We start from the raw sequence: 19,947 nt of genomic DNA on the forward strand, positions 1-19,947 counted from the left end.
TTAGCGATCGTCCTGCCGCAGTGGCCGGGCTCGGGCGAAAATCGGCGAGCCCGGCACGCGGCGCGTCAGACGGCCTTTTCAGAGGCCGGGAACGGCAAACTGTGAAGCCGTTTGCCCGTCGCGGCAAAAATCGCATTGGCGACCGCCGGCCCGACTGGCGCGACACCCGGTTCGCCGACGCCCGTCGGCGCTTCGCCCGATTGCACGATATGCACCTCGACCTTCGGCATCTCGGCAATTCGCAGCACCTGGTAGCCGTCGAAATTGTTTTGCTCGACCTTGCCGTCCTTCAGCGTGATGGCGCTGTGCAACGCCGCGCCGAGGCCAAAACCGATCCCGCCTTCCATCTGCGCAGCGATGACGTCCGGATTGATCGGCGTGCCGCAATCCACCGCACAGACGACGCGCTCCACTTTCACGTTGCCGTCTTTATCGACGGACACTTCAGCGACTTGCGCGACGAACGTCTTGAACGCCTCGGCGACGGCGATGCCGCGTCCGCGGCCTTTCGGCAACGGTTTGGCCGGGTCCCAGCCCGCTTTCTGCGCGGCCAGTTCGAGCACGGCGCGCATGCGCGGTTCGTGCGCGAGCAGATCGCGGCGGAAAACGAACGGGTCCTTGCCCGCAGCGTGCGCGGCCTCGTCGATGAACGCTTCGACCGCGAATGCCGTGTGCGAGCTGCCGACCACGCGCCACCACAACACCGGCACACCGGTCTGCGTAGTCGTCAGTTCGACCGAGATGTTCGGAATCGCGTAGGCCACGTTCGCGGCGCCCTCGACCGAGGTCGCGTCAATACCGTTTTTCACCATGACGCTCGCGAACGGTGTGCCGGCGAGGATCGACTGGCCGACAATCCGATGCCGCCAGCCGACGAGCTTGCCGTCCGCCGTCAGGCCCGCGTCAAGCTTGTGGAAGTACATCGGCCGGTAAAAGCCGCCGTGGATGTCGTCCTCGCGAGTCCACTGCAGCTTGACCGGCGTGCCGTTCGCGCCCAGCGCGCGGGCGATCGACACGGCCTCGACGATATAGTCCGAGCGCGCGTTCGCACGCCGTCCGAAGCTGCCGCCCGCATACAGCGTGTGAATCTTCACCTGCTGCGGATCGAGCCCGGCCGTGCGCGCGGCATTGGCCTGGTCGACCGTCTGGAACTGGTCGCCGGCCCAGATTTCGCAGCTGTCGGCAGTGAGCTTGACGACCGCGTCGAGCGGCTCCATTGGCGCGTGAGCGAGATAGGGGAATGCGTAGGCGGCGGAGATTTTCTTCGCCGCGCCCGCGAGCGCCTGTTCCGCATTGCCGTCCTTGCGGGCCGATGCGCCGGGCCGCTCGGCGAGCTGCCGGTACTCGGCCATGATCGCGTCCGAGCTGCGCTTTTCCGCTTTCGAATCGTCCCATTCGACCTTCAGCGCATCGCGGCCCTGTTTCGCCGCCCAGAAGCCCTTCGCGACCACCGCGACGCCGCCCGGCACCTGCACGACCGAGACGACGCCCGGCACGGCTTTCGCAGCAGACGCATCGAACGACTTGACCGTCGCACCGAAGAGCGGCGGACGTTGCAGCAGCGCGACCAGCATGCCGGGAAACGTGACGTCGAGCGTGAACTGCGCGGTGCCGTCGGTTTTCGGCGGCACGTCGACGCGTGGCAACTGATGGCCGATCAAACGGAAGTCCTTCGGCGATTTGAGCGCGACCTTCTCCGGCACCGGTAAGCGTGACGCGGCCGATGCGAGCGAGCCGTAGGTCGCGCTGCGGTTCGTGGCCGCGTGGTGCACGCTGCCGTCGCGCGTCACGAGTTCCGTTGCGGGCACCTGCCACTGCGCGGCAGCGGCCGAGACCAGCATTGCACGCGCTTTCGCGCCGGCTTCGCGCAGTTGCATCCACGAGTTGGCCATTGCCGAGCTGCCGCCTGTGCCCTGCATTGTGCCGAACGCGAGGTTCGCGTAGCGCTTCGCGTCGGCGGGCGCGCTTTCGACGCGTATGTTCTGCCAGTTCGCGTCCAGTTCTTCGGCGACGATCGTCGCAATTCCGGTGTACGCGCCCTGGCCCATCTCGACGTGCTTCGCGATGACGGTCACGCTGTTGTCCGGCGCGACACGCAAGAACGCATTCGGTGCGAACGTCGCATCAGGCAGCGTGGCGGCGAGCGCGCGGCGGCCCATGCCCGCCCACTCGAAGCCGATGGTGAGGCCGATATTCGCGCCGACTGCCGCGACGGCGCCGGCTGCCTTCAGGAAGCGCCGGCGCGACGGGCGTACTGCGTCGGTGAATTCAGATCCGGTCGTCATGGTCAGGCCTTCAAAGTGGCAGCGGCTTCATGGATGGCCGCGCGTATGCGGGTGTAGGTTGCGCAGCGGCACAGATTGCCGTTCATCGCGGCGTCGATATCGGCGTCGGTCGGCGCGGCATTGTGTTCGAGCAAGGCTGTCGCGGACATGATCTGTCCAGACTGACAGTATCCGCACTGCGGCACTTGCAGCTTGACCCATGCGGCCTGAACGGCTTTCGCGGGCCGGCTTTCAATACCTTCGATAGTCGTGATGCGTTTGCCCGCGACAGCGGCGAGCGGCAGCACGCACGAACGCGTGGCCTCGCCTTCCAGATGAACCGTGCAGGCGCCGCATTGCGCCATGCCGCAGCCGAACTTCGTGCCGTGCAGACCCGCGTTCTCGCGAATCGCCCAGAGGAGCGGTGTAGTGGGATCGGCGTCGAGCGTGACGTTCTTGCCGTTCAGGACAAACGATGTGGACATGGAACCTCTCCGTGGGGAAAGCCCGAACTTGGCGCCGGGTGTACGCGGCAGTGTGACCGACCGCTTGCCGCCGTGCTTACACAATCCTGCAAAAATATTGAACAATGCTGCAAATCGAGCGGGCCGGCCGTGGCGGTGCGGCAGCGCCTGGGTATGCTCGCTTCCGTCAACGGAGTTCACTGCACATGAATCTGAGTCCTTCCGGAATGGATCCCTCGGCGTCGCGCGAAGCGGCGCGCCGCGAACTGGCTGCGCTTGTCAGCCGCTTCGCGCCGATAGACGGCGCGCATCAGACGGCAATTCCCTCGCTGGCCTTCTACCGATACTCGGCGCCGGCCGATCTTGGCTGCGGCGTGACGAACTCCGCGTTCGTGTTCGCGGCGCAGGGCGCCAAGCGGGTCGTGGTCGCGGGGCAGGCTTACGACTACGATCATCTGCATTGCCTCGTGACGTCCGTCGATCTGCCGATGACCTCGCAGGTTACGCGAGCGTCGTCCGACGCGCCTTATCTATGCGTGAAGCTCACGCTCGATCCGCAGTGCATCGCCGAACTCGCGACGCAACTGCGTCTGCCCGAACCCGGCGCCGTGTCGGCGGGCGAGGGCATCGCCGTCGGCTCGCTGTCGACGCCGGTTTTCGACGCAGCGCTGCGGCTCGTGCGATTGCTCGATACTCCGGCTGACATTCCTGTTCTCGCGCCGCTCATCGAAAGGGAATTGCTCTACCGGCTGATGACCAGCGAGCAGGGTAAGCGGTTGCGGCACATCGCCGTGAATGGGAGCCAGACCTACCGGATCGCGCGAGCTATCGAGTGGATCCAGAATCACTACTCCGAGCTTTTGCGGGTGGAGATGCTGGCGCAGGAGGTGAACATGAGCGTGTCGTCGTTCCATCATCACTTCAAGAACGTCACGACGCTCAGTCCGCTGCAATATCAGAAGCAGTTGCGGCTTCACGAAGCCCGAAAACTGCTGCTTGGACAGAAGGGCGATGTGGGGTCGGTGGCGATCCGGGTTGGGTATGACAGTCCTTCGCAGTTCAGCCGCGAATATAGCCGGCTCTTCGGGGCGCCTCCGCTTCGCGATGTGGTGCAGTTAAGACGCCGCAACGGGATCGGATATGGAGAGTAGGTCGCTGCGCCGGGAAAATGTGCTCGCGGTCGATACCAGGGTTGCACAAGATGGATGCCGAATGCCGCATCGCGATCGCCTTGCTCGACCTGGCTCACGAGTGCAACTTCAAACCCTTCACGGTTTTATCGATGGCCTTTTTCGGCCCGTGCAGAGCGAGACCCACGAGGTCGAGGTTCGCTAGCTCCTGCGCGCGAAAGGCCTCGCGATTCGCGGCGTCGTGGCCCGTCGAAAACATCGCGTGCACGTAGGGCACGATCGTGAGTTCGCGTGTGAGCGCTTGCCGATGCGCCGTTTGCAGGCCGCAAAGATCAGCGGCAAACACCAGCATCGGTTGGCCTAGCATGCGGCCGTATCGACGCCCTGCGGCATCCTCGTAGGGCTCGCCCAACGCTTCAGGTATCGCGGCGGCGACACCGGTTGCAAGAAACGCGGCGACATTGAGTTTTTGCCAGACTGCCAGATCGTCGCGCACGATCAGGGCTACCTTCGTATCGAACATGATTGCTCCTCGGTGAGGCGCTCATGATCGGCGACCCGTCGCAATCAGTCTGGAACGTTCGTGCACATGCGCCGGTAAGCCGCTGGGGTCATCCGGTAGGCCCGGCGAAACCAGCGGCCGAGATGGCTCTGATCGGCGAATCCGACTTCGGCGGCAGCTTCCGCGGGCGTGCGGCCGTTCGCCAGCAGTCTGCGCGCGGCGCGCAGGCGCAAGCGGACAAGATACGCATGCGGCGACGTACCGAACGCGCGCTGGAACAGGCGTGTCAACCGGAACCGGTCGATCCCGGCAATAGTAGCCAATTCATCGAGCCCGACGTTGCCGTCCATGTGGTCGTGCAAAAAATCGCGGACACGGGCGATCATGGTCGAGATGGTCGCGCCGCCCGTCATCGGCATCTCGCACAACTGGCCGCCGAGCCGCGTCAGAAGGCGATCTAGCGTCTGGTCACGCGCTAGCCTGCCCTCGTTGCCGTGGATCGCGAGGAAGGCCTGCTGAATCGTGCCGACAAGTTCGCTGTCGTCGACGAGCGTATGGGCAAAAGCGGCGTCGACGCGTTGCAGACCGGGAAGGTTCAGGCGGCGCGTCGCGCGCTCGACCCAGGCTTGCGGCAGATACAACATCGCATAAGTGAAGCCGCTGGCCTCCGGCGCATGGCCGTCGTGCAACGCGCCCGGCTCGATCAGGATCGCACGGCCAGGCACGCTCGTATGCAGCGACTGGCGGCATCGGAAGCGCTGCACGCCCTGTTCCGTGTAGCCGGTCAGCATGTCGTCGTGATCGTGCGGATCGTACGCGTGACCGCTGAAGTGCGCCCGCAGGCTCTCGATACCGGTCTCCAGATCGCGCCGCGCGACGAGCCAGTTGTCAGGACAGGAAGGGGACACGGCCGCGCTCGTCATTGCCTGGCTTGCTCCTCGTAGTTGCTCGAAGTTACTGGCCGCAGTGTACGTCAGCAATACGCGGATCGCAGGGAGGGGCCGGTTGACCGCAGGCGGTTCATCGAACGGAGGCGAACAGCGGCGCTGCGCCGCGCGGGGCGTTCGAATGCGCTGCATGCTGGCGCACCGTCCCGCTCGCCGGGTGCGTGGATCGAGCACCGAAATGATCGATTTGCGCAACTTGCGCGGACAAAGTACACTTCAAACTGATCGTTTCAATCAAATCAGTGACCAATTCAATCATGGTCCGATCAGACAGGAGACTGGCATGGCCCAAATAAACATAAAGCGCGGCATTGAACGCGTGCCCGGCGGCATGATGATTGTCCCGTTGCTGCTAGGCGCGCTCGTCGCGACCTTTCTGCCGAACATGCCGAAGTTCTTCGGCTCCTTCACGAATGCGCTGTTTACCGGCGCGCTGCCGATTCTCGCGGTGTTCTACGTTTGCATGGGCGCGAGCATCGACGTGAAGGCCACGCCTTATCTACTGAAAAAGGGCGGCGCGTTGTTCGCCACCAAGGTGGGCGCCGCAATCGTAGTAGGCGTGATAATGGGGCATTTCCTCGGCGAACAGCCGATCTCGTCGGGGCTCTTTGCCGGGCTGTCGACGCTGGCCGTCGTCGCGGCGATGAACGACACCAACGGCGGGCTCTACATGGCGTTGATGGGCCAGTACGGCCGCTCGGAAGACGTGGGCGCCTACACCATCATGTCGCTCGAATCGGGCCCCTTCCTGACGATGGTCACGCTGGGCGTCGCCGGCCTGTCCGCGTTTCCGTGGCCGACGCTGGTCGGCAGCATCCTGCCGCTGGTTTTCGGCATGCTGCTCGGCAACCTGGACCGCGAAATGCGGGCGTTTCTCGGCAAAGCCGTACCGGTAATGATTCCGTTCTTCGCGCTGGCGCTCGGCGCCAGTCTCGATCTGCACAAGGTGTGGCAGGCGGGTGTGCTCGGCATCGGGCTTGGTATCGCGGTCGTGATCGTTACGGGCATTCCGCTTTATCTCGCCGACCGTCTGACGGGCGGAACCGGGGTCGCGGGCACGGCCGCAGCCAATACGGCGGGCAACGCGGCCGCGGTGCCGGCATTGATCGCCGCGGCGAACCCGGTCTACGCGGAGGCAGCGAAAAGCGCGACACTGCTGGTGGCTGCATGCGTGGTGGTGACCGCGATTCTTTCGCCGCTCCTGACGGCCTCCGTCGCAAAACGGGTGCAGGTCCGTCGCGAAGCACGGGAACTGGCGCGATGAGCAGCATACTGATCATCGCCGACGATCTGTCCGGCGCCGCCGATTGCGCGATCGGTTTCGCGAGCGCGGGGCACCGGACGGTCGTCACGCTGGATGTACCGGCGCATGGGCTCGACGCACGCGCGGCCGACGTGATCGCCGCCGATACCGACACCCGCCGTCTCACGCCCTCCGAGGCTGCGCAGCGCAGCGCGGCGGCCTGGCAGACGTTGCGTGAGCCGGGGCGGCGTCTGTACAAGAAAATCGACTCGACATTGCGCGGCAATTGGGCCGCCGAGGTCGCCGCGTTGCAGCCGCTAGCTGGGCTCGCGATCGTCGCGCCGGCATTCCCGGCGACCGGCCGCACTTTGCGCGGCGGCCGTGTGTTCGTGCACGGCGAACCGCTCGAAGCTACCGATACCTGGAAGCTCGACAATCCCGACCGCGCCGCCGATCTGCACACGATGCTCGCCGAAGCCGGCCTCTCGACGGCGCAACTCGAGGTCGACGCGTTGCGCGAAGGCGCTGACACGCTCGCCGCGCGAATCGCGGCCGTGGCAGCGAGCGGCGCGCAGGCGCTGGTGGTCGACGCCGAGACGAGGCAAGATTTATTGATGCTCGCCCAGGTCACGACGCAGATGAACGATGCGCTGTTCTGGGTCGGCTCGGGCGGCCTCGCACGCGAGATCGCAGGTCTTGAAGACCTGTTCGAGGTCCGGGCGGCGGCACAAACCCAACGCGCGTCCCAACCGCGCGATGAAAACGCGCCGGTGCTGGTTCTGGTGGGCAGTCTGTCGGCCGTGTCCGAGCGGCAGTGCGCGATGCTGCGCGAACGCGCCGGCATGGCGGAACTGACCGTACCGCCCGCGATGCTGCGTGAGGGCGAGCGTCACGCGGGCTGGTCCGCATGGCGGGCGCGAATCGGCGAGGTGCTTGCTACGCGTGCCGATCTGCTGCTGCGCATCGGCCGCGACGACGCATTTGATCCCGCCGAGGGCGCGCTGCTGTCGACGGCACTCGCGGCGCTCGTCAAGCCGCACTTCGGTGCGCTCGGCGGATTGATCGCGACGGGCGGCGAAACCGCGCGTGCGATGCTGAGCGCCGTCGGCATCGGCGGTGTCGAACTGATCGAGGAGATCGAGCCGGGCGTAGCCATCGGCAAGCCTTTGGAAGTGCGCGTTGGGCAACCGCATTTGCGTATCGTCACCAAGGCGGGCGCCTTCGGCACCGATCAGGCGCTGTTCGCCGCATGGCGCTATCTGCACGAAGCGCCGGCAGCGGCGGCGGCCGCGGGAACCGGCTCACACGATTCGGCCTGAGCGCCGCGTTGGCGCAATCAGGCATGCAGGACAGGCAGAAATCAAGGACCAGGCAAAACATCATGAGCAACTACCTCCCCGTAATCGGTATGACGATGGGCGACGCAGCGGGCGTCGGCCCCGAGATCGTCGTCAAGAGCCTTGAGCACGACATCGTGTACAAGCAGTGCCGTCCGCTCGTGATCGGCGATGCGCGCCGGCTCGAACGCGCGAACGAGATCGTCGGCGGCACGGCGAAAATCCGCCGCATCAAGGAAGCGGCCGAAGCACGCTATGAGCCGGGCACCATCGACTGCATCGACCTCGATCTGATTCCTGCCGACATGCCGTTCGGCCAGTTGTCGGCAGTCGCGGGCGATGCCGCGTATCAGTTCATCGCGCGCGCAGTCCAACTCGCCGAGGCGAAGCAGATCGACGCGATCTGCACGGCGCCGCTGAACAAGGAAGCGCTGCACGCGGGCGGCCACAAGTTTCCAGGCCACACGGAAATGCTCGCTTACCTGACGGGCGTCGACGAGGTCTCGATGATGCTGGTTGCGCCGCAATTGCGCGTGATTCACGTGACCACGCATATCGGCATCATCGACGCGATCCGCAAGATCGAGCCGGGTCTCGTGCAACGTACGATCGAGCGGGGCAACGCGACGCTGGTGAAGGCCGGCATTGCAAAGCCGCGCATTGGCGTGTGCGGCATCAATCCGCACGCCGGCGAAAACGGCCTGTTCGGTTACGGCGAGGAAGAAGAGAAGATCGTGCCGGCCGTGAAGGTGTTGCAGGAACGCGGCCTCGACGTGACCGGTCCGCTGCCCGCCGACACGCTGTTTTTCCGCGCGGGCCGCGGCGATTTCGATCTGGTGGTCGCGATGTATCACGATCAGGGCCACGGTCCTGTGAAAGTGCTCGGTCTCGAAGCCGGCGTGAATGTGACGGTGGGCCTCGAGGTGATCCGCACGTCGGTCGATCATGGCACCGCATTCGACATTGCGGGCAAGGGCATCGCCGATGAACGCAGCTTGCTCGAAGCATTGCGCCAGGGCGCCGAACTCGCCACGCGGCGCGGCTGAACCCGGCAGGCCAACGCGCGACTGCACGCGGAAAGTGGCGCGCACCGTGGTGTAAGATCGGCAGCCTCCTTACTGCAGATGACAGCCATGAAAGCGTCCGAGCGCCATCGCGCGATTCTCGATCTGGTTCTGACCGGCGACGCCAACGTCGAACAACTCAGTGCCGCGCTCGGCGTGTCCGAGGCAACGGTCCGGCGCGATCTCACAACGCTTGCCAACCAGCGTCGTCTCGTACGCACCTATGGCGGCGCCACCGCGCTGATCGGCTCCCATGAGCCGGAGGCGTCGCTCGAGGAACGCAAGGCGACGCAGCGCGAACAGAAAGAAGCCATTGCTCGCGCGGCTGCCGCTCATGTGCACGACGGCGATACGGTGCTGCTCGACGGCGGCACGACCTGCGCCGCGCTCGCGCGGCATCTCGGCTCGCGAGTCGATCTTCATGTAGTCACCAACAACCTGCTTGCCGTGATGACGCTCGCGAATGCACCGGGCGTGCATCTGACGTTGATCGGCGGCGATCTGCGCAACTCGAGCATGAGCACGCTCGGGCCACTCGCCGAACTTTCGCTAAGCCGTCTGAGTGTCGACAAGGCGTTTCTCGGCGCCGACGGCGTGGTCGCCGAATTCGGCCTGTGCGAAGCCAGCGCGCAGCAGGCGTATCTGAAAGACTGCATCATCCGGCGCGCCGCGCAGGTCATCGTGCTCGCCGACGCCGACAAGCTTGGCCGCTCGCGGCAGCAACACTGGACTCCGTTGGAACGCGACTGGCGGCTCATCACGTCGAGCGTCGCCGACGACGCGCGTCTTGCGCCGTTTCGAGCACTGGAACGCGTGATCGTCGAGACCGCGGATCTCGAATGCGCGCCGCTGGCCTCGCCGCCTCTCGAAGCTGTGCGTCGACGCACCGTTGCGCCGTCCGGCTGAAGTCGGGCCGCAATCCTCGCCTGTTGCGCGGCCGTTGCTGGACGCATCGCAAATCTCTGAACGCCTACCGGTGTGGCCCGTCTTCCACCTCGCTCGCGCCCGCTTTGGCGACGCCGGCAGATGGCGTCAGCGTGTAGCCTTCGTCGATCCAGCCAGTGACGCCGCCTGCCATCAGCTTCACGGGGCGTCCGAGTTGCGCGAGCCGCAGCGCGCCGCGTGCCGCGCCGTTGCAATGCGGACCGGCGCAATAAGTGACGAACAACGTGTTGTCGGGAAAGACGGCAAGCCTGGACGCGACGATCTTGCCGTGCGGCAGGCCTATCGCGCCGGGCACGTGGCCCGCCGCGAACAACGCCGGGCTGCGCACGTCGAGCAGCACGAAGCCCGGCGTGCCGCTTTGAAGCGCGGCGAATACATCGGCGCAATCCGTTTCGAATTCAAACGATGTCTGGAAATGCGCGATTGCCGCGGCGCTTGGCGCGGCAGGCACGGCAGTCACCGCGTTGATGGTGTTGACGGCGCTGATGCTGTTCAGTTCGGACATGGTGATCCCTCGGCAAAAAAGCGTGTGAGTGGTTCGGCTGGTTATATCTGGTTGCCCGTCGTGCGATTCGTGCAGGTCGATTGTCAGGCCGGCGCATGCATTGGATAAGTGGCGTAATCGTCAATCTCCGGTAACATCGCGCCATGCATAATCATCTCGTCGTCGCGCTGGCTTATGACCGGCTTTGTACTTTCGAATTCGGCTGCGTGACCGAACTGTTCGCGCTCGAACGTCCGGAGCTCGGCGTGCAGTGGTACCGCTTCGCCGTGTGCGCGGCCGAGGCCGGCCCGATTCGCGCGGCGGGCGGCATCACGCTCGCGGCACCGTACACGCTCAAGCTGCTGGATCGCGCCGACACCATCGTGATACCCGGTTGGCGCGATGCTGATGAAGTGCCACCCGAGCCGTTGCTGAAAAAGATTCGCGCCGCGTACCGGCGCGGCGCGCGCCTCTGCTCGATCTGTTCCGGCGTGTTCGTGCTCGCTGCGGCGGGCGTACTCGACGGTAAAACCGTCACCACGCACTGGCGTTACGCCGCGAAGTTGCGGGAGCGCTATCCGCATCTGCGAGTACAGCCCGACGCGCTTTACGTCGATGAGAAGCAGATCATTACGTCGGCCGGATCGGCGGCTGGGCTGGACATGCTGCTGCATCTCGTGCGGCGCGATCATGGCAGCGCTATCGCAAACCGGGTCGCGCAACGGCTCGTGGTGCCGCCGCATCGCGAGGGCGGCCAGGCGCAATTCGTGCCGCGCCCCGTGCCGCACGACGAAAGCGGACGTCTCGCGCGCTTGATGGATTGGGTGCGCAGTCACCCCGCGCGGCCGCACACGTTGCGCTCGCTTGCCGAACGCGCAGCGATGAGTCCACGCACGTTGCAACGGCAGTTTCATGATGCAACCGGTATGGCGCCTTACGAATGGCTCGTGCGCGAGCGTGTCGCCATCGCACGTGAGTTGCTGGAAGCGCCGAGACCGCTGCCGATGGCGCGCGTCGCGGAACTCGCCGGCTTCGGCTCCGAAGAGTCGCTGCGGCGGCACTTCAGGCGTATCGCCCTGACGAGCCCAGGTGCGTATCGCAAGAAGTTCGGCGCACAGGTGGCGTAGCGGTGCGCGTTGGCTCATCAACAGCATGGCCGAATTCAACGCGTCGGCGCACTTGCGCAACGGCGGCAGGCAGAAGTCGTTAATTGCGGATGAACTGATCGCGTTCGGCAAATCGCCGCGACTGGCAAGTGCCGTTGATCGAATTCACGACGCAATGCGAAGGGCAGCTTGCGGCGGATCGGAGAGCTTACTGCGACGCTTACGATCACGGCGCATTAGCGGCGCATTAGCGGCGCATTAGCCGTGCAGCGCGGCGCGCCCCAATGCATCGCGCATGCGTCGAAACCGCGTGCCAGCCGCGCTCCAGACAAACCCTGATTGCTGCGTCGAAGAGGCCACTGATATTGTTCGCGAGCGTCGAGTGGAAGCGCTTCCACTTCGCTCTCGCGGACCTTACAACGCAGTTGCTCTTTCGTATTTCGCCGTACCCGGTCCACTCAGATCCGCTCAGTTCAGCACAACTGCCTGCATGGAGAACCCGTGGCATACGACGCACTTTCCTCTCATTCGTCCGCCGATCCGTTCACGCCGCCCGTCGACTCGGCGCTGTGGCGCAAGAACTTTCTATTGGGCGCAGCCACCGCCTCGTATCAGATCGAGGGCGCTGTCAACGAAGACGGCCGCCTGCCATCGATCTGGGACACCTTCTGCGCGACGCCCGGCAAAGTGCTCGCCGGCGACAGCGGCGCAGTGGCGTGCGATCACTATCATCGTTGGGAAGCCGACGTTGAGATGCTCTCGGGCCTAGGGCTCGAAGGCTACCGGTTGTCAATTGCGTGGCCACGCGTGATGGACGCCAACGGTGCGCCTAATCGCAAGGGACTCGACTTCTACAAGCGCCTCTTGACGCGTCTGAAAGAGAAGGGCATCACCACCTTCGTGACGCTTTATCACTGGGATTTGCCGCAGCATCTGGAAGATCGCGGCGGCTGGCTGAATCGCCAAACCGCATACCGTTTCGCCGATTACGCGGATTTGATGAGCCGCGAACTGACCGGCACCGTCGATGCATGGGCGACGCTCAACGAGCCCTGGTGCTCCGCGTATCTCGGCTATGGCAACGGTCATCATGCGCCGGGTCTTGCCGACGCGCGCTTCGCCACCCAGGCGATGCATCACCTGCTGCTCGCACACGGCCTCGCGCTACCGGTGTTGCGCGCGAACGATCCGGCCTCGCAAAAGGGCATCGTCGCGAACATCGGGCGCGGCACGCCCGACAGCGACAGTGCCCAGGACCGGCGCGCCGCGCAACTGTTCGAGGTTCAGCACAATGCGTGGATTCTCGACCCGTTGCTCAAGGGCACCTATCCGCAGGCGCTCTTCGAACTGTGGCCGGGCACCGAGCCGCTGATACTCGACGGCGACATGCAGACTATTTCCGCGCCGCTCGATTTTCTCGGCATCAACTATTACTTCCGCACGAATGTCGCGAGTGACGGCGCGCATGGTTTCAGGGACGTGCCGCTCGAAGGTGTGGAGCGCACGCAGATGGGATGGGAAGTGTATCCGGACGGTTTGCGTGATCTGCTGATCGGCTTCAGCCGCGAGTATGCGAATTTGCCGCCGGTGTACATCACAGAGAACGGCATGGCCTCCGACGACAAGGTGATCGACGGCCGCGTGAACGACACGCAACGCATTTCGTTTTTGAAGCGCCATCTTGCGGCTGTGGACGAGGCGATCAAGGCCGGCGTCGATATACGCGGCTATTTCCTGTGGTCGCTGATGGACAACTTCGAGTGGGCATTCGGCTACGAGCGCCGTTTCGGTATCGTGCATGTCGATTACGACACGCAGAAACGCACAATAAAGCGCAGCGCCGAACTGGTGTCGCAATTCCTGAAGGAGCGGAAAGAGCGAAGCGAACCCGCATAACAGGCAACGAAAAAGCAGCGAAGAAGCAACGAAAGCTGGTTTGCATGTCGACTTGAAACACGGGCGCGAGCCTTCGGAGGAGACGGAATGAACAGCAGAAAAGCGGTCTTGCGAGGCGTGGTTGCAGCACTGGCGATGTATGGCGTGCTCGCGCATGCCGAGCCTTTGAAGGCCAACGTTATTCACTGGTGGACCTCGGGCGGCGAATCCGCCGCGATCCGCCAGTTTGCCGATGCCTATAACAAGGCCGGCGGTCAGTGGGTCGATAACGCGGTTGCAGGCGCGGATCAGGCGCGCTCCACGGCGATCAACCGCATCGTCGGCGGCGATCCGCCAACGGCCGCGCAGTTCAATACGTCCAAGCAGTTTCATGATCTGATCGATCAGGGCCTGCTCAACAATGTCGACGACGTCGCCGCGAAAGAGAACTGGAGCGGCGTATTCCCGCAGTCGATACTCGACAGCATCAAGGTAAAAGGACATTACTATGCAGCGCCGGTCGACATTCATATGCCGGCCTGGTTCTTTTACTCGAAGCCCGCTTTCGGGAAAGCCGGCATTACGGCCGAGCCGAAGAGCTACGACGAGTTCATCGCTGATCTCGGCAAGCTGAAAGCCGCGGGCCTCATTCCTCTCGCATTCGGCGGCCAGCCGTGGCAGGAAAAGATCACTTTCGATGCGGTGCTCGCAGACGTAGGCGGTCCCGATCTTTATCTCAAGGTGTATCGCGACCACGACCCCAATGCGGTGAAATCCGACGCGTTCAAGAAGGTGCTGGTCGCATTCAAGCGCTTGCACGATTTCGTCGATGCCGGCTCGCCCGGCCGCAACTGGAACGATGCGACGGCGCTGGTCATTTCCGGCAAGGCCGGTGTGCAGATCATGGGCGACTGGGCCAAGGGCGAATTCTCGGCGGCGAAGCAGAGCGCGGGCAAGGAGTTTGGCTGCTTCCCAGGCTTCGGTCCGCATTCGCCGTACCTCGTCGCCGGCGATGTATTCGTATTTCCGAAAAGCGATAACCCCACCACGGTGAAAGCACAAAATCTTCTTGCAACGGTGATGACCTCGCCGCCCGCGCAAGTCGCATTCAGCGCAAAGAAAGGTTCTATTCCGATTCGTCCCGATGTGGATGCGGGCAGCCTCGACATCTGCGCGAAGGAGGGTATTGCAATCATGAAGGACAAGTCGCGTCAGTTGCCGAATCCGGAAATGCTGCTTTCGCCCGATATGCAAGGCGCGCTGATCGACGTCGTCACTAACTTTTGGAACAAGAACCAGTCGGTCGACGACGCGCAAAAGGCGTTCGCCAGCGCATTAAAGGGCTAGACGTAACATGCACGCGCTCAAGCTGCCTGCGTCGTCCACGTCACCGGACCCCGGACCTCGCAAAAAGCCCTTGAAAAAGCCGCTAGAAAAGCGTTTTTCGATTGCGGCATGGCTCGCATTGCTGCCGATGATCCTGACCGTCGTGTTCGCCTACCTCGGCACGATGGTCTGGACCGCGCGTGTCTCGCTCAGCAATTCGCGCACGTTTCCATCCGGCGACTTCGCGGGCTTCACGCAATATGCGAGGCTCTTTAACAACGATCGCTGGTTGTTGTCGCTGCAAAACATCGTGATTTACGGCGTGTGCTTCATTGTCGCCTGCATGGCGATTGGGTTGCTGCTCGCCATCTTTATCGATCAGCGCGTTGTCGCGGAAGGCGCATTGCGCACGGTGTTTCTTTATCCATATGCGATGTCGTTCGTTGCGACGGGCCTTGTCTGGCAGTGGATTCTGAATCCGCAGCTCGGCGCGCAGGCTGTGCTGCATAAGCTCGGTTTCGTTCATGCGCGCTTCGACTGGATCGTCGATCAGGACTGGGCGATCTATACGATCGTCATTGCAACGGTGTGGCAGGCGTCGGGGCTCGTGATGGCGTTGCTGTTGGCGGGCTTGCGCGGCATCGACGACGAGTTGTGGAAAGCCGCGCGTATCGACGGCATTCCGCGCTGGCGGGTCTATGCGAGCATCGTCGTGCCCATGCTCGGACCGTCGATCTCCACAGCGTTCGTACTGCTGTTCGTGATGGTCGTGAAGCTTTACGACGCCGTGGTGGCGATGACGCAAGGCGGCCCCGGCACCGCGAGCGAGGTGCCGGCGAAGTTCATCATGGACTATCTGTTCGGGCGCGCGAACATCGGCCTCGCGTCGGCGGCGTCGATCGTTCTGCTTGCGACCGTGCTCGCGATTCTCGCGCCGTTCTTCTATGCTCGCAGCCGCGCGGCGTTGCGTAGGGAGGTGTGATGAACACATTCAGTTCCCCGCTGAAAAGCGGCACACTGCATCGTGCGTCCAAGCACCGACGCCGCGCGGCATTCACACCGGCGCGCTTCGGCGTCTATCTGTTTCTGTTAACCGCGGCGCTATTTTTCCTGCTGCCGCTCTATGTGATGCTCGTCACGTCGGTTAAACCGATGAGCGAAATCCGGCTCGGCAATCTGCTCGCTCTTCCCGCGCATTTCACGCTGCATGCATGGAGCGCCGCCTGGCAGTCCGCGTGTACGGGGCTCGATTGCAACGGCATTCAGGTGGGGTTCTGGAACTCAGTCCGTATCGTCGTGCCGAGCACGGTGTTCTCGATTGCTATCGGCGCGGTGAACGGCTATGCGCTGTCGTTCTGGCGTCCGCGCGGCGCGGGCGTGCTATTCGGCGTGCTGCTGATGGGCGCGTTCATCCCTGTGCAGGTGATGGTCTATCCGCTCGTGCGCGTGCTTGCGAGCGTGCATTTGTTCAGTTCGCTGCCGGGTATCGTCGTGATTCATACGATCTTCGGCATGCCGGTCATGACGCTGCTGTTTCGCAACTACTACGCGTCGATTCCACAAGAACTGTTCAAGGCGGCGCGCATCGACGGCGGCGGTTTCTGGCGTATCTTTGTCCAGTTGATGCTGCCGATGTCCACGCCGATCGTCGTCGTGGCGATCATCATGCAGGTGACAGGTATCTGGAACGACTTCATTCTCGGCCTCGTGTTTGCAGGCACCAAAAATTTGCCGATGACGGTGCAACTGAACAACATCATCAATACGACGACCGGCGAGCGGCTCTATAACGTCAACATGGCGGCGACGATTCTGACCTCGCTGGTGCCGCTTGCGGTGTACTTCATTTCGGGCCGCTGGTTTGTGCGCGGCATTGCGTCCGGCGCGGTCAAAGGGTAAAGCGATGACCTACGTGGCTAAACAGGCAAACACACTCACAAGTCCACTGACCGGCGCGGCTGATATGGCGGAATCCGCGGACACGGCGCATGCGCACAGCTTGCCCGGTGTCGCCGATGCCGCGAACCTCACCCATCCGGTCAACGTCGCGGTGCGCAATCTGACGATCCGGCTCGGCGGCAACACGGTGATCGAGAACCTGAATCTGGACGTGCAAGCCGGCGAATTCGTCGTGCTTCTCGGCCCCTCGGGCTGCGGCAAATCCACGTTGCTGCACAGCATTGCGGGGCTGATCGACGTGACGGACGGCAGCATTGAAATTGCCGGCGAAGACATGACGTGGGCCGATCCGAAAGATCGCCGCATAGCGCTCGTATTCCAGTCATACGCGTTGTATCCGACGATGAGCGTGGAGCGCAATCTGTCGTTCGCGTTGCGCATCAACGGTACGCCGAAGGCGGAGATCGCGCGTCGCGTGGCGCGCGCCGCCGAGATGCTGCAACTCGGGCCGCTGCTCAAACGCAAGCCGGCGCAACTGTCAGGCGGGCAACGGCAACGCGTAGCGATCGGCCGCGCGATCGTGCGCGAAGCCGACGTGTTTCTGTTCGACGAGCCGCTGTCCAATCTCGACGCCAAGTTGCGGACGGAACTGCGCCGCGAGTTGAAGCAATTGCACCAGCGTCTGGGCGCAACGATGATCTACGTGACGCACGACCAGGTCGAGGCAATGACGCTTGCCACGCGCATGGCCGTCATGCGTGGCGGCGCGATCCAGCAGTTCGGCACACCTGCGGAAGTCTATGCGCGGCCCGCGAACCTCTTTGTCGCGACGTTTCTCGGCACGCCTGCGATGAACCTGGTCAATGGCACGCTGGAGCAGCGCGACGGCTCGCTCTATTTTTGCACCGGGCAGTGGCGGCTCGACGTATCGAACTATGCGTTCGTCCATCAGCCCGGCGAATCACGGCTGCAATCGCCGCCCGGGCCATGCGTGCTCGGCGTTCGCGCGGAAGATGTCCGGATTGGCCCAACGCAGGGCGCAGAAGGCGCTGGCGAGCGCGCCCAAGTTTCGCTCGTGGAGCCGATGGGCAACCACCGCGTCGTCTGGCTCGACTATCATGGAGTGCAGATCGCGTCGATCGATCAAAGCAAGGCGCCGGTAATGCCGGGCGATACGCTGGCGTTCTCGCTCGACGGCACACACGTCTCGCTTTTCGACGCGGCGGGCGGCGCGCGTTTATAGCGCGAGCGTGGGTGTCGTTGAAATCAGCATGGTGTGACGGAGAACCGTGTGGCAACACTGAAAGATGTCGCGGCGCTGGCTGGTGTCGGCATGTCGACCGCGTCACGCGTTATTTCCGGCAAGGGACCGGTGTCGGCCGACGCCGCAGCGCGCGTGAGGGCAGCAATCGAGCGACTCAACTTCCGTCCGTCTTCCATCGGCCGCGCGATGGCGACGCAGTCGCTCGGCATGATCGGCATTTTCGTGCCGACGTTTTTCGGCTCCTATTACGGCACCATCCTCAAACAGACCGACACTGAGCTACGCGCCGTGCGCCGTCATGTGGTGGTCGCAACCGGCTGCGGAGAAGTGTCGCCGCGCGAGCAGGCCATCGAGGCCGTGCGTTTTCTGATTGGCCGCGATTGCGACGGCGTGGTGGTAATCAGCCATGACCTGCACGACGAAGACCTCATCATGCTGCATCGAATGCACCCGAAAATGGTGTTCCTCAATCGCGCGTTCGATCAATATCCGGAGGCGTCGTTTTGCGCAGATCATTGGCACGGCGGCGAACTGGCGGCGCGCACGCTGCTGGACCACGGGCACCGCGAAATCGCAGTGATTTCCGGGCCTTTTACAGCATCGGACAACCTCACGCGGCTCGAAGGCTTCTTCGCTGAACTCGCGCGCGCAGGCATTGCTCGCAGCGACGTGACCTTGATCGAATCGGACTTCTCGCCGGAAGGCGGCTATGCGGCCGCACAAAAGCTGCTCGATTCGAAGCGGCGTTTTACGAGTCTTTTCTGCGCGAACGACACAATGGCTGTCAGCGCGCTCGCGCGTTTTCATCAAGCGGGGATTTCGGTGCCGGACGAGTTGTCGGTGATCGGTTACGACGACGATTACTCTGCCGCCTATGCCGCGCCCGGCCTCACGTCGGTGCATATTCCAACGGCCGAACTGACGCGGAACGCCGTGCGCTGGCTCGTCAACCAATGCTATCGAACCACGTGGGAGATATTCCGCGAGTTTCCGGTGAGCGTGACAATGCGCGAGTCCGTGGGACCGGCGCCGGGCGTCGAGCCGGCTTCGATCGGTACATCGCGTTTGAGCAGCGCTTCGTAGTTTCTTGCGAAAAGGCGGTGGCGCGTTGCACGCCATGCCGCCCACGCTCGCCTGACGTAGCCTTATGTGCCGCTGCGCAGCGATTCCTCATAGCGCACACGCGCTTCTTCTTCGAGCCGCGTATCTTCGAGCTCTTGAAGCACGGCTTCCAGATCGACCGGCGTCGTATCGGCTTCTACATGCCCCGTTAATGGCGCGTCGACGTGCAAGGCGCCCGCCTCGTAGAGCGACCAGATTTCCTTGCCGTAATTCGTGCGTAACAGCGCGGGCGCGAAGCGGCCGAAATACGTGGCCAGGTTGTTCACGTCGCGTTCGAGCATCGCGGGCGCTTCAAGATTACCGGCGGCGTCCACGGCTTGGGGCAGGTCGATAATCACAGGGCCGTCGGCGGCGAGCAGAATGTTGTACTCGGACAGATCGCCGTGAATCATGCCGGCGCACAGCATGCGCACGACCTGATTGACGAGTAGCGCATGCAGTTCTAACGCGCGCGCCTCGCTCATGTCGACGTCGTTCAGGCGCGGCGCGACGTTGCCTTCGGCGTCGGTGACGAGTTCCATCAGCAACACACCATCGCTGCAAATGAAGGGTTGCGGCACGCGCACGCCGGCGTTGGCCAACTGGAAAAGTGCGCTGACCTCTGCGTTCTGCCAAGCTTGTTCCTGCACCTCGCGGCCGTAGCGGCTGCCTTTTTCCATCGCGCGTTGCTGGCGGCTGTTCTTGACCTTGCGGCCCTCGCGATACGACGCGGCCTGGCGAAAGCTGCGCTGTTTGACATCCTTGTAGACCTTCGCGCAGCGCGTGGAGTCGCCGCTGCGGACCACGTACACGGTGGCTTCCTTGCCGCTCATCAACTGCGAAATGACTTCGTCGATGAGGCCTTCCTCGACTAGCGGGAGCAAACGTTTCGGTGTTTTCATGCGACCGCCGTGGTGTGGCGGAAGACGCGGCGGCCGTGTGCGGCCGGCGACGAAGAGAAGTGGTGCGGGATTCGAGTCATGCTGGATTATAAGC

19 protein-coding genes and 1 pseudogene are annotated in these 19,947 nt (G+C 63.5%); 13 read left to right on the forward strand and 7 right to left on the reverse strand.

Annotated features, from left to right (window positions below; genetic code table 11):
* Nucleotides 1–65 precede the first annotated feature (65 nt).
* Nucleotides 66–2,285 (reverse strand): xanthine dehydrogenase family protein molybdopterin-binding subunit, encoded by a 2,220-nt coding sequence (locus F759_RS0122855; RefSeq protein WP_027801915.1) that lies wholly within the window; start codon nt 2,283–2,285, stop codon nt 66–68.
* 2 nt (nt 2,286–2,287) lie between these two features.
* Entirely contained in the window at nt 2,288–2,749 is a 462-nt protein-coding gene (locus F759_RS0122860) for a (2Fe-2S)-binding protein (protein ID WP_027801916.1), read from the reverse strand.
* 185 nt (nt 2,750–2,934) lie between these two features.
* Between F759_RS0122860 and F759_RS0122865 the strand changes: the two genes are divergently transcribed.
* The gene (locus tag F759_RS0122865; RefSeq protein ID WP_027801917.1) at nt 2,935–3,879 is read left to right on the forward strand and encodes an AraC family transcriptional regulator; all 945 of its coding nucleotides are present in this window, start codon (nt 2,935–2,937) and stop codon (nt 3,877–3,879) included.
* Nucleotides 3,880–3,973: 94 nt separating this feature from the next.
* Here the strand turns inward: F759_RS0122865 and F759_RS0122870 are convergent, their stop codons facing one another.
* From F759_RS0122870 to F759_RS43395, 3 genes are all read right to left on the reverse strand, one after another.
* A complete protein-coding gene (locus tag F759_RS0122870; protein WP_027801918.1) occupies nt 3,974–4,381 on the reverse strand; it encodes a DUF2000 domain-containing protein in 408 nt (135 codons plus the stop codon).
* 44 nt (nt 4,382–4,425) lie between these two features.
* Nucleotides 4,426–5,283: an AraC family transcriptional regulator gene (locus F759_RS0122875; protein ID WP_027801919.1), complete on the reverse strand. Its 858-nt coding sequence runs from the start codon at nt 5,281–5,283 to the stop codon at nt 4,426–4,428.
* Between the two features lie 97 nt (nt 5,284–5,380).
* The gene (locus F759_RS43395) at nt 5,381–5,566 is read right to left on the reverse strand and encodes a hypothetical protein (protein WP_152530690.1); all 186 of its coding nucleotides are present in this window, start codon (nt 5,564–5,566) and stop codon (nt 5,381–5,383) included.
* 24 nt (nt 5,567–5,590) lie between these two features.
* Between F759_RS43395 and F759_RS0122880 the strand changes: the two genes are divergently transcribed.
* The 4 genes from F759_RS0122880 to F759_RS38300 all read left to right on the forward strand — a co-directional run bounded on the left by F759_RS0122880 (nt 5,591) and on the right by F759_RS38300 (nt 9,857).
* Entirely contained in the window at nt 5,591–6,571 is a 981-nt protein-coding gene (locus tag F759_RS0122880; RefSeq protein ID WP_027801920.1) for a 2-keto-3-deoxygluconate permease, read from the forward strand.
* Nucleotides 6,568–7,869 carry a four-carbon acid sugar kinase family protein gene (locus F759_RS0122885; RefSeq protein WP_027801921.1) on the forward strand — a complete coding sequence of 434 codons (1,302 nt, stop codon included), beginning with the start codon at nt 6,568–6,570 and terminating at the stop codon, nt 7,867–7,869. The genes F759_RS0122880 and F759_RS0122885 overlap by 4 nt, the downstream gene beginning before the upstream one ends.
* Before the next feature lie 62 nt (nt 7,870–7,931).
* Entirely contained in the window at nt 7,932–8,933 is a 1,002-nt protein-coding gene (gene pdxA / locus F759_RS0122890) for a 4-hydroxythreonine-4-phosphate dehydrogenase PdxA (RefSeq protein WP_027801922.1), read from the forward strand.
* An 87-nt stretch (nt 8,934–9,020) separates the two neighbouring features.
* A complete protein-coding gene (locus tag F759_RS38300) occupies nt 9,021–9,857 on the forward strand; it encodes a DeoR/GlpR family DNA-binding transcription regulator (protein WP_036025015.1) in 837 nt (278 codons plus the stop codon).
* Nucleotides 9,858–9,921: 64 nt separating this feature from the next.
* Here F759_RS38300 and F759_RS38305 read toward each other — a convergent pair whose 3' ends face one another.
* Nucleotides 9,922–10,401, reverse strand: a complete 480-nt coding sequence (locus tag F759_RS38305; protein ID WP_051377413.1) for a rhodanese-like domain-containing protein — start codon at nt 10,399–10,401, stop codon at nt 9,922–9,924.
* Nucleotides 10,402–10,544: 143 nt separating this feature from the next.
* On the opposite strand from F759_RS38305, the gene ftrA reads away from it, so the two are divergent.
* From ftrA to F759_RS0122935, 8 genes and pseudogenes are all read left to right on the forward strand, one after another.
* Nucleotides 10,545–11,507, forward strand: a complete 963-nt coding sequence (gene ftrA, locus F759_RS0122905; protein WP_027801923.1) for a transcriptional regulator FtrA — start codon at nt 10,545–10,547, stop codon at nt 11,505–11,507.
* Nucleotides 11,508–11,520: 13 nt separating this feature from the next.
* Nucleotides 11,521–11,737 (forward strand): annotated as a pseudogene (locus F759_RS44250) (DUF2252 domain-containing protein); the annotation flags it as partial.
* 250 nt (nt 11,738–11,987) lie between these two features.
* Nucleotides 11,988–13,382, forward strand: a complete 1,395-nt coding sequence (locus F759_RS0122910; protein WP_027801924.1) for a GH1 family beta-glucosidase — start codon at nt 11,988–11,990, stop codon at nt 13,380–13,382.
* An 87-nt stretch (nt 13,383–13,469) separates the two neighbouring features.
* On the forward strand, nt 13,470–14,708 hold the full coding sequence (locus F759_RS0122915; RefSeq protein ID WP_027801925.1) for an ABC transporter substrate-binding protein: 1,239 nt from the start codon (nt 13,470–13,472) through the stop codon (nt 14,706–14,708).
* A 7-nt stretch (nt 14,709–14,715) separates the two neighbouring features.
* Entirely contained in the window at nt 14,716–15,669 is a 954-nt protein-coding gene (locus F759_RS0122920) for a carbohydrate ABC transporter permease (RefSeq protein ID WP_027801926.1), read from the forward strand.
* Nucleotides 15,669–16,586: a carbohydrate ABC transporter permease gene (locus F759_RS0122925; protein ID WP_027801927.1), complete on the forward strand. Its 918-nt coding sequence runs from the start codon at nt 15,669–15,671 to the stop codon at nt 16,584–16,586. Before F759_RS0122920 ends, F759_RS0122925 begins: the two co-directional genes overlap by 1 nt.
* Before the next feature lie 64 nt (nt 16,587–16,650).
* Nucleotides 16,651–17,829, forward strand: a complete 1,179-nt coding sequence (locus F759_RS0122930) for an ABC transporter ATP-binding protein (RefSeq protein ID WP_027801928.1) — start codon at nt 16,651–16,653, stop codon at nt 17,827–17,829.
* Nucleotides 17,830–17,877: 48 nt separating this feature from the next.
* Nucleotides 17,878–18,933 carry a LacI family DNA-binding transcriptional regulator gene (locus F759_RS0122935; protein ID WP_027801929.1) on the forward strand — a complete coding sequence of 352 codons (1,056 nt, stop codon included), beginning with the start codon at nt 17,878–17,880 and terminating at the stop codon, nt 18,931–18,933.
* Nucleotides 18,934–18,995: 62 nt separating this feature from the next.
* Here the strand turns inward: F759_RS0122935 and F759_RS0122940 are convergent, their stop codons facing one another.
* The gene (locus tag F759_RS0122940; RefSeq protein ID WP_027801930.1) at nt 18,996–19,853 is read right to left on the reverse strand and encodes a PA4780 family RIO1-like protein kinase; all 858 of its coding nucleotides are present in this window, start codon (nt 19,851–19,853) and stop codon (nt 18,996–18,998) included.
* Between the last annotated feature and the right edge of the window lie 94 nt (nt 19,854–19,947).

It is taken from the genome of Paraburkholderia dilworthii (assembly GCF_000472525.1).
GTDB classification, from domain to species: Bacteria; Pseudomonadota; Gammaproteobacteria; order Burkholderiales; family Burkholderiaceae; genus Paraburkholderia; species Paraburkholderia dilworthii.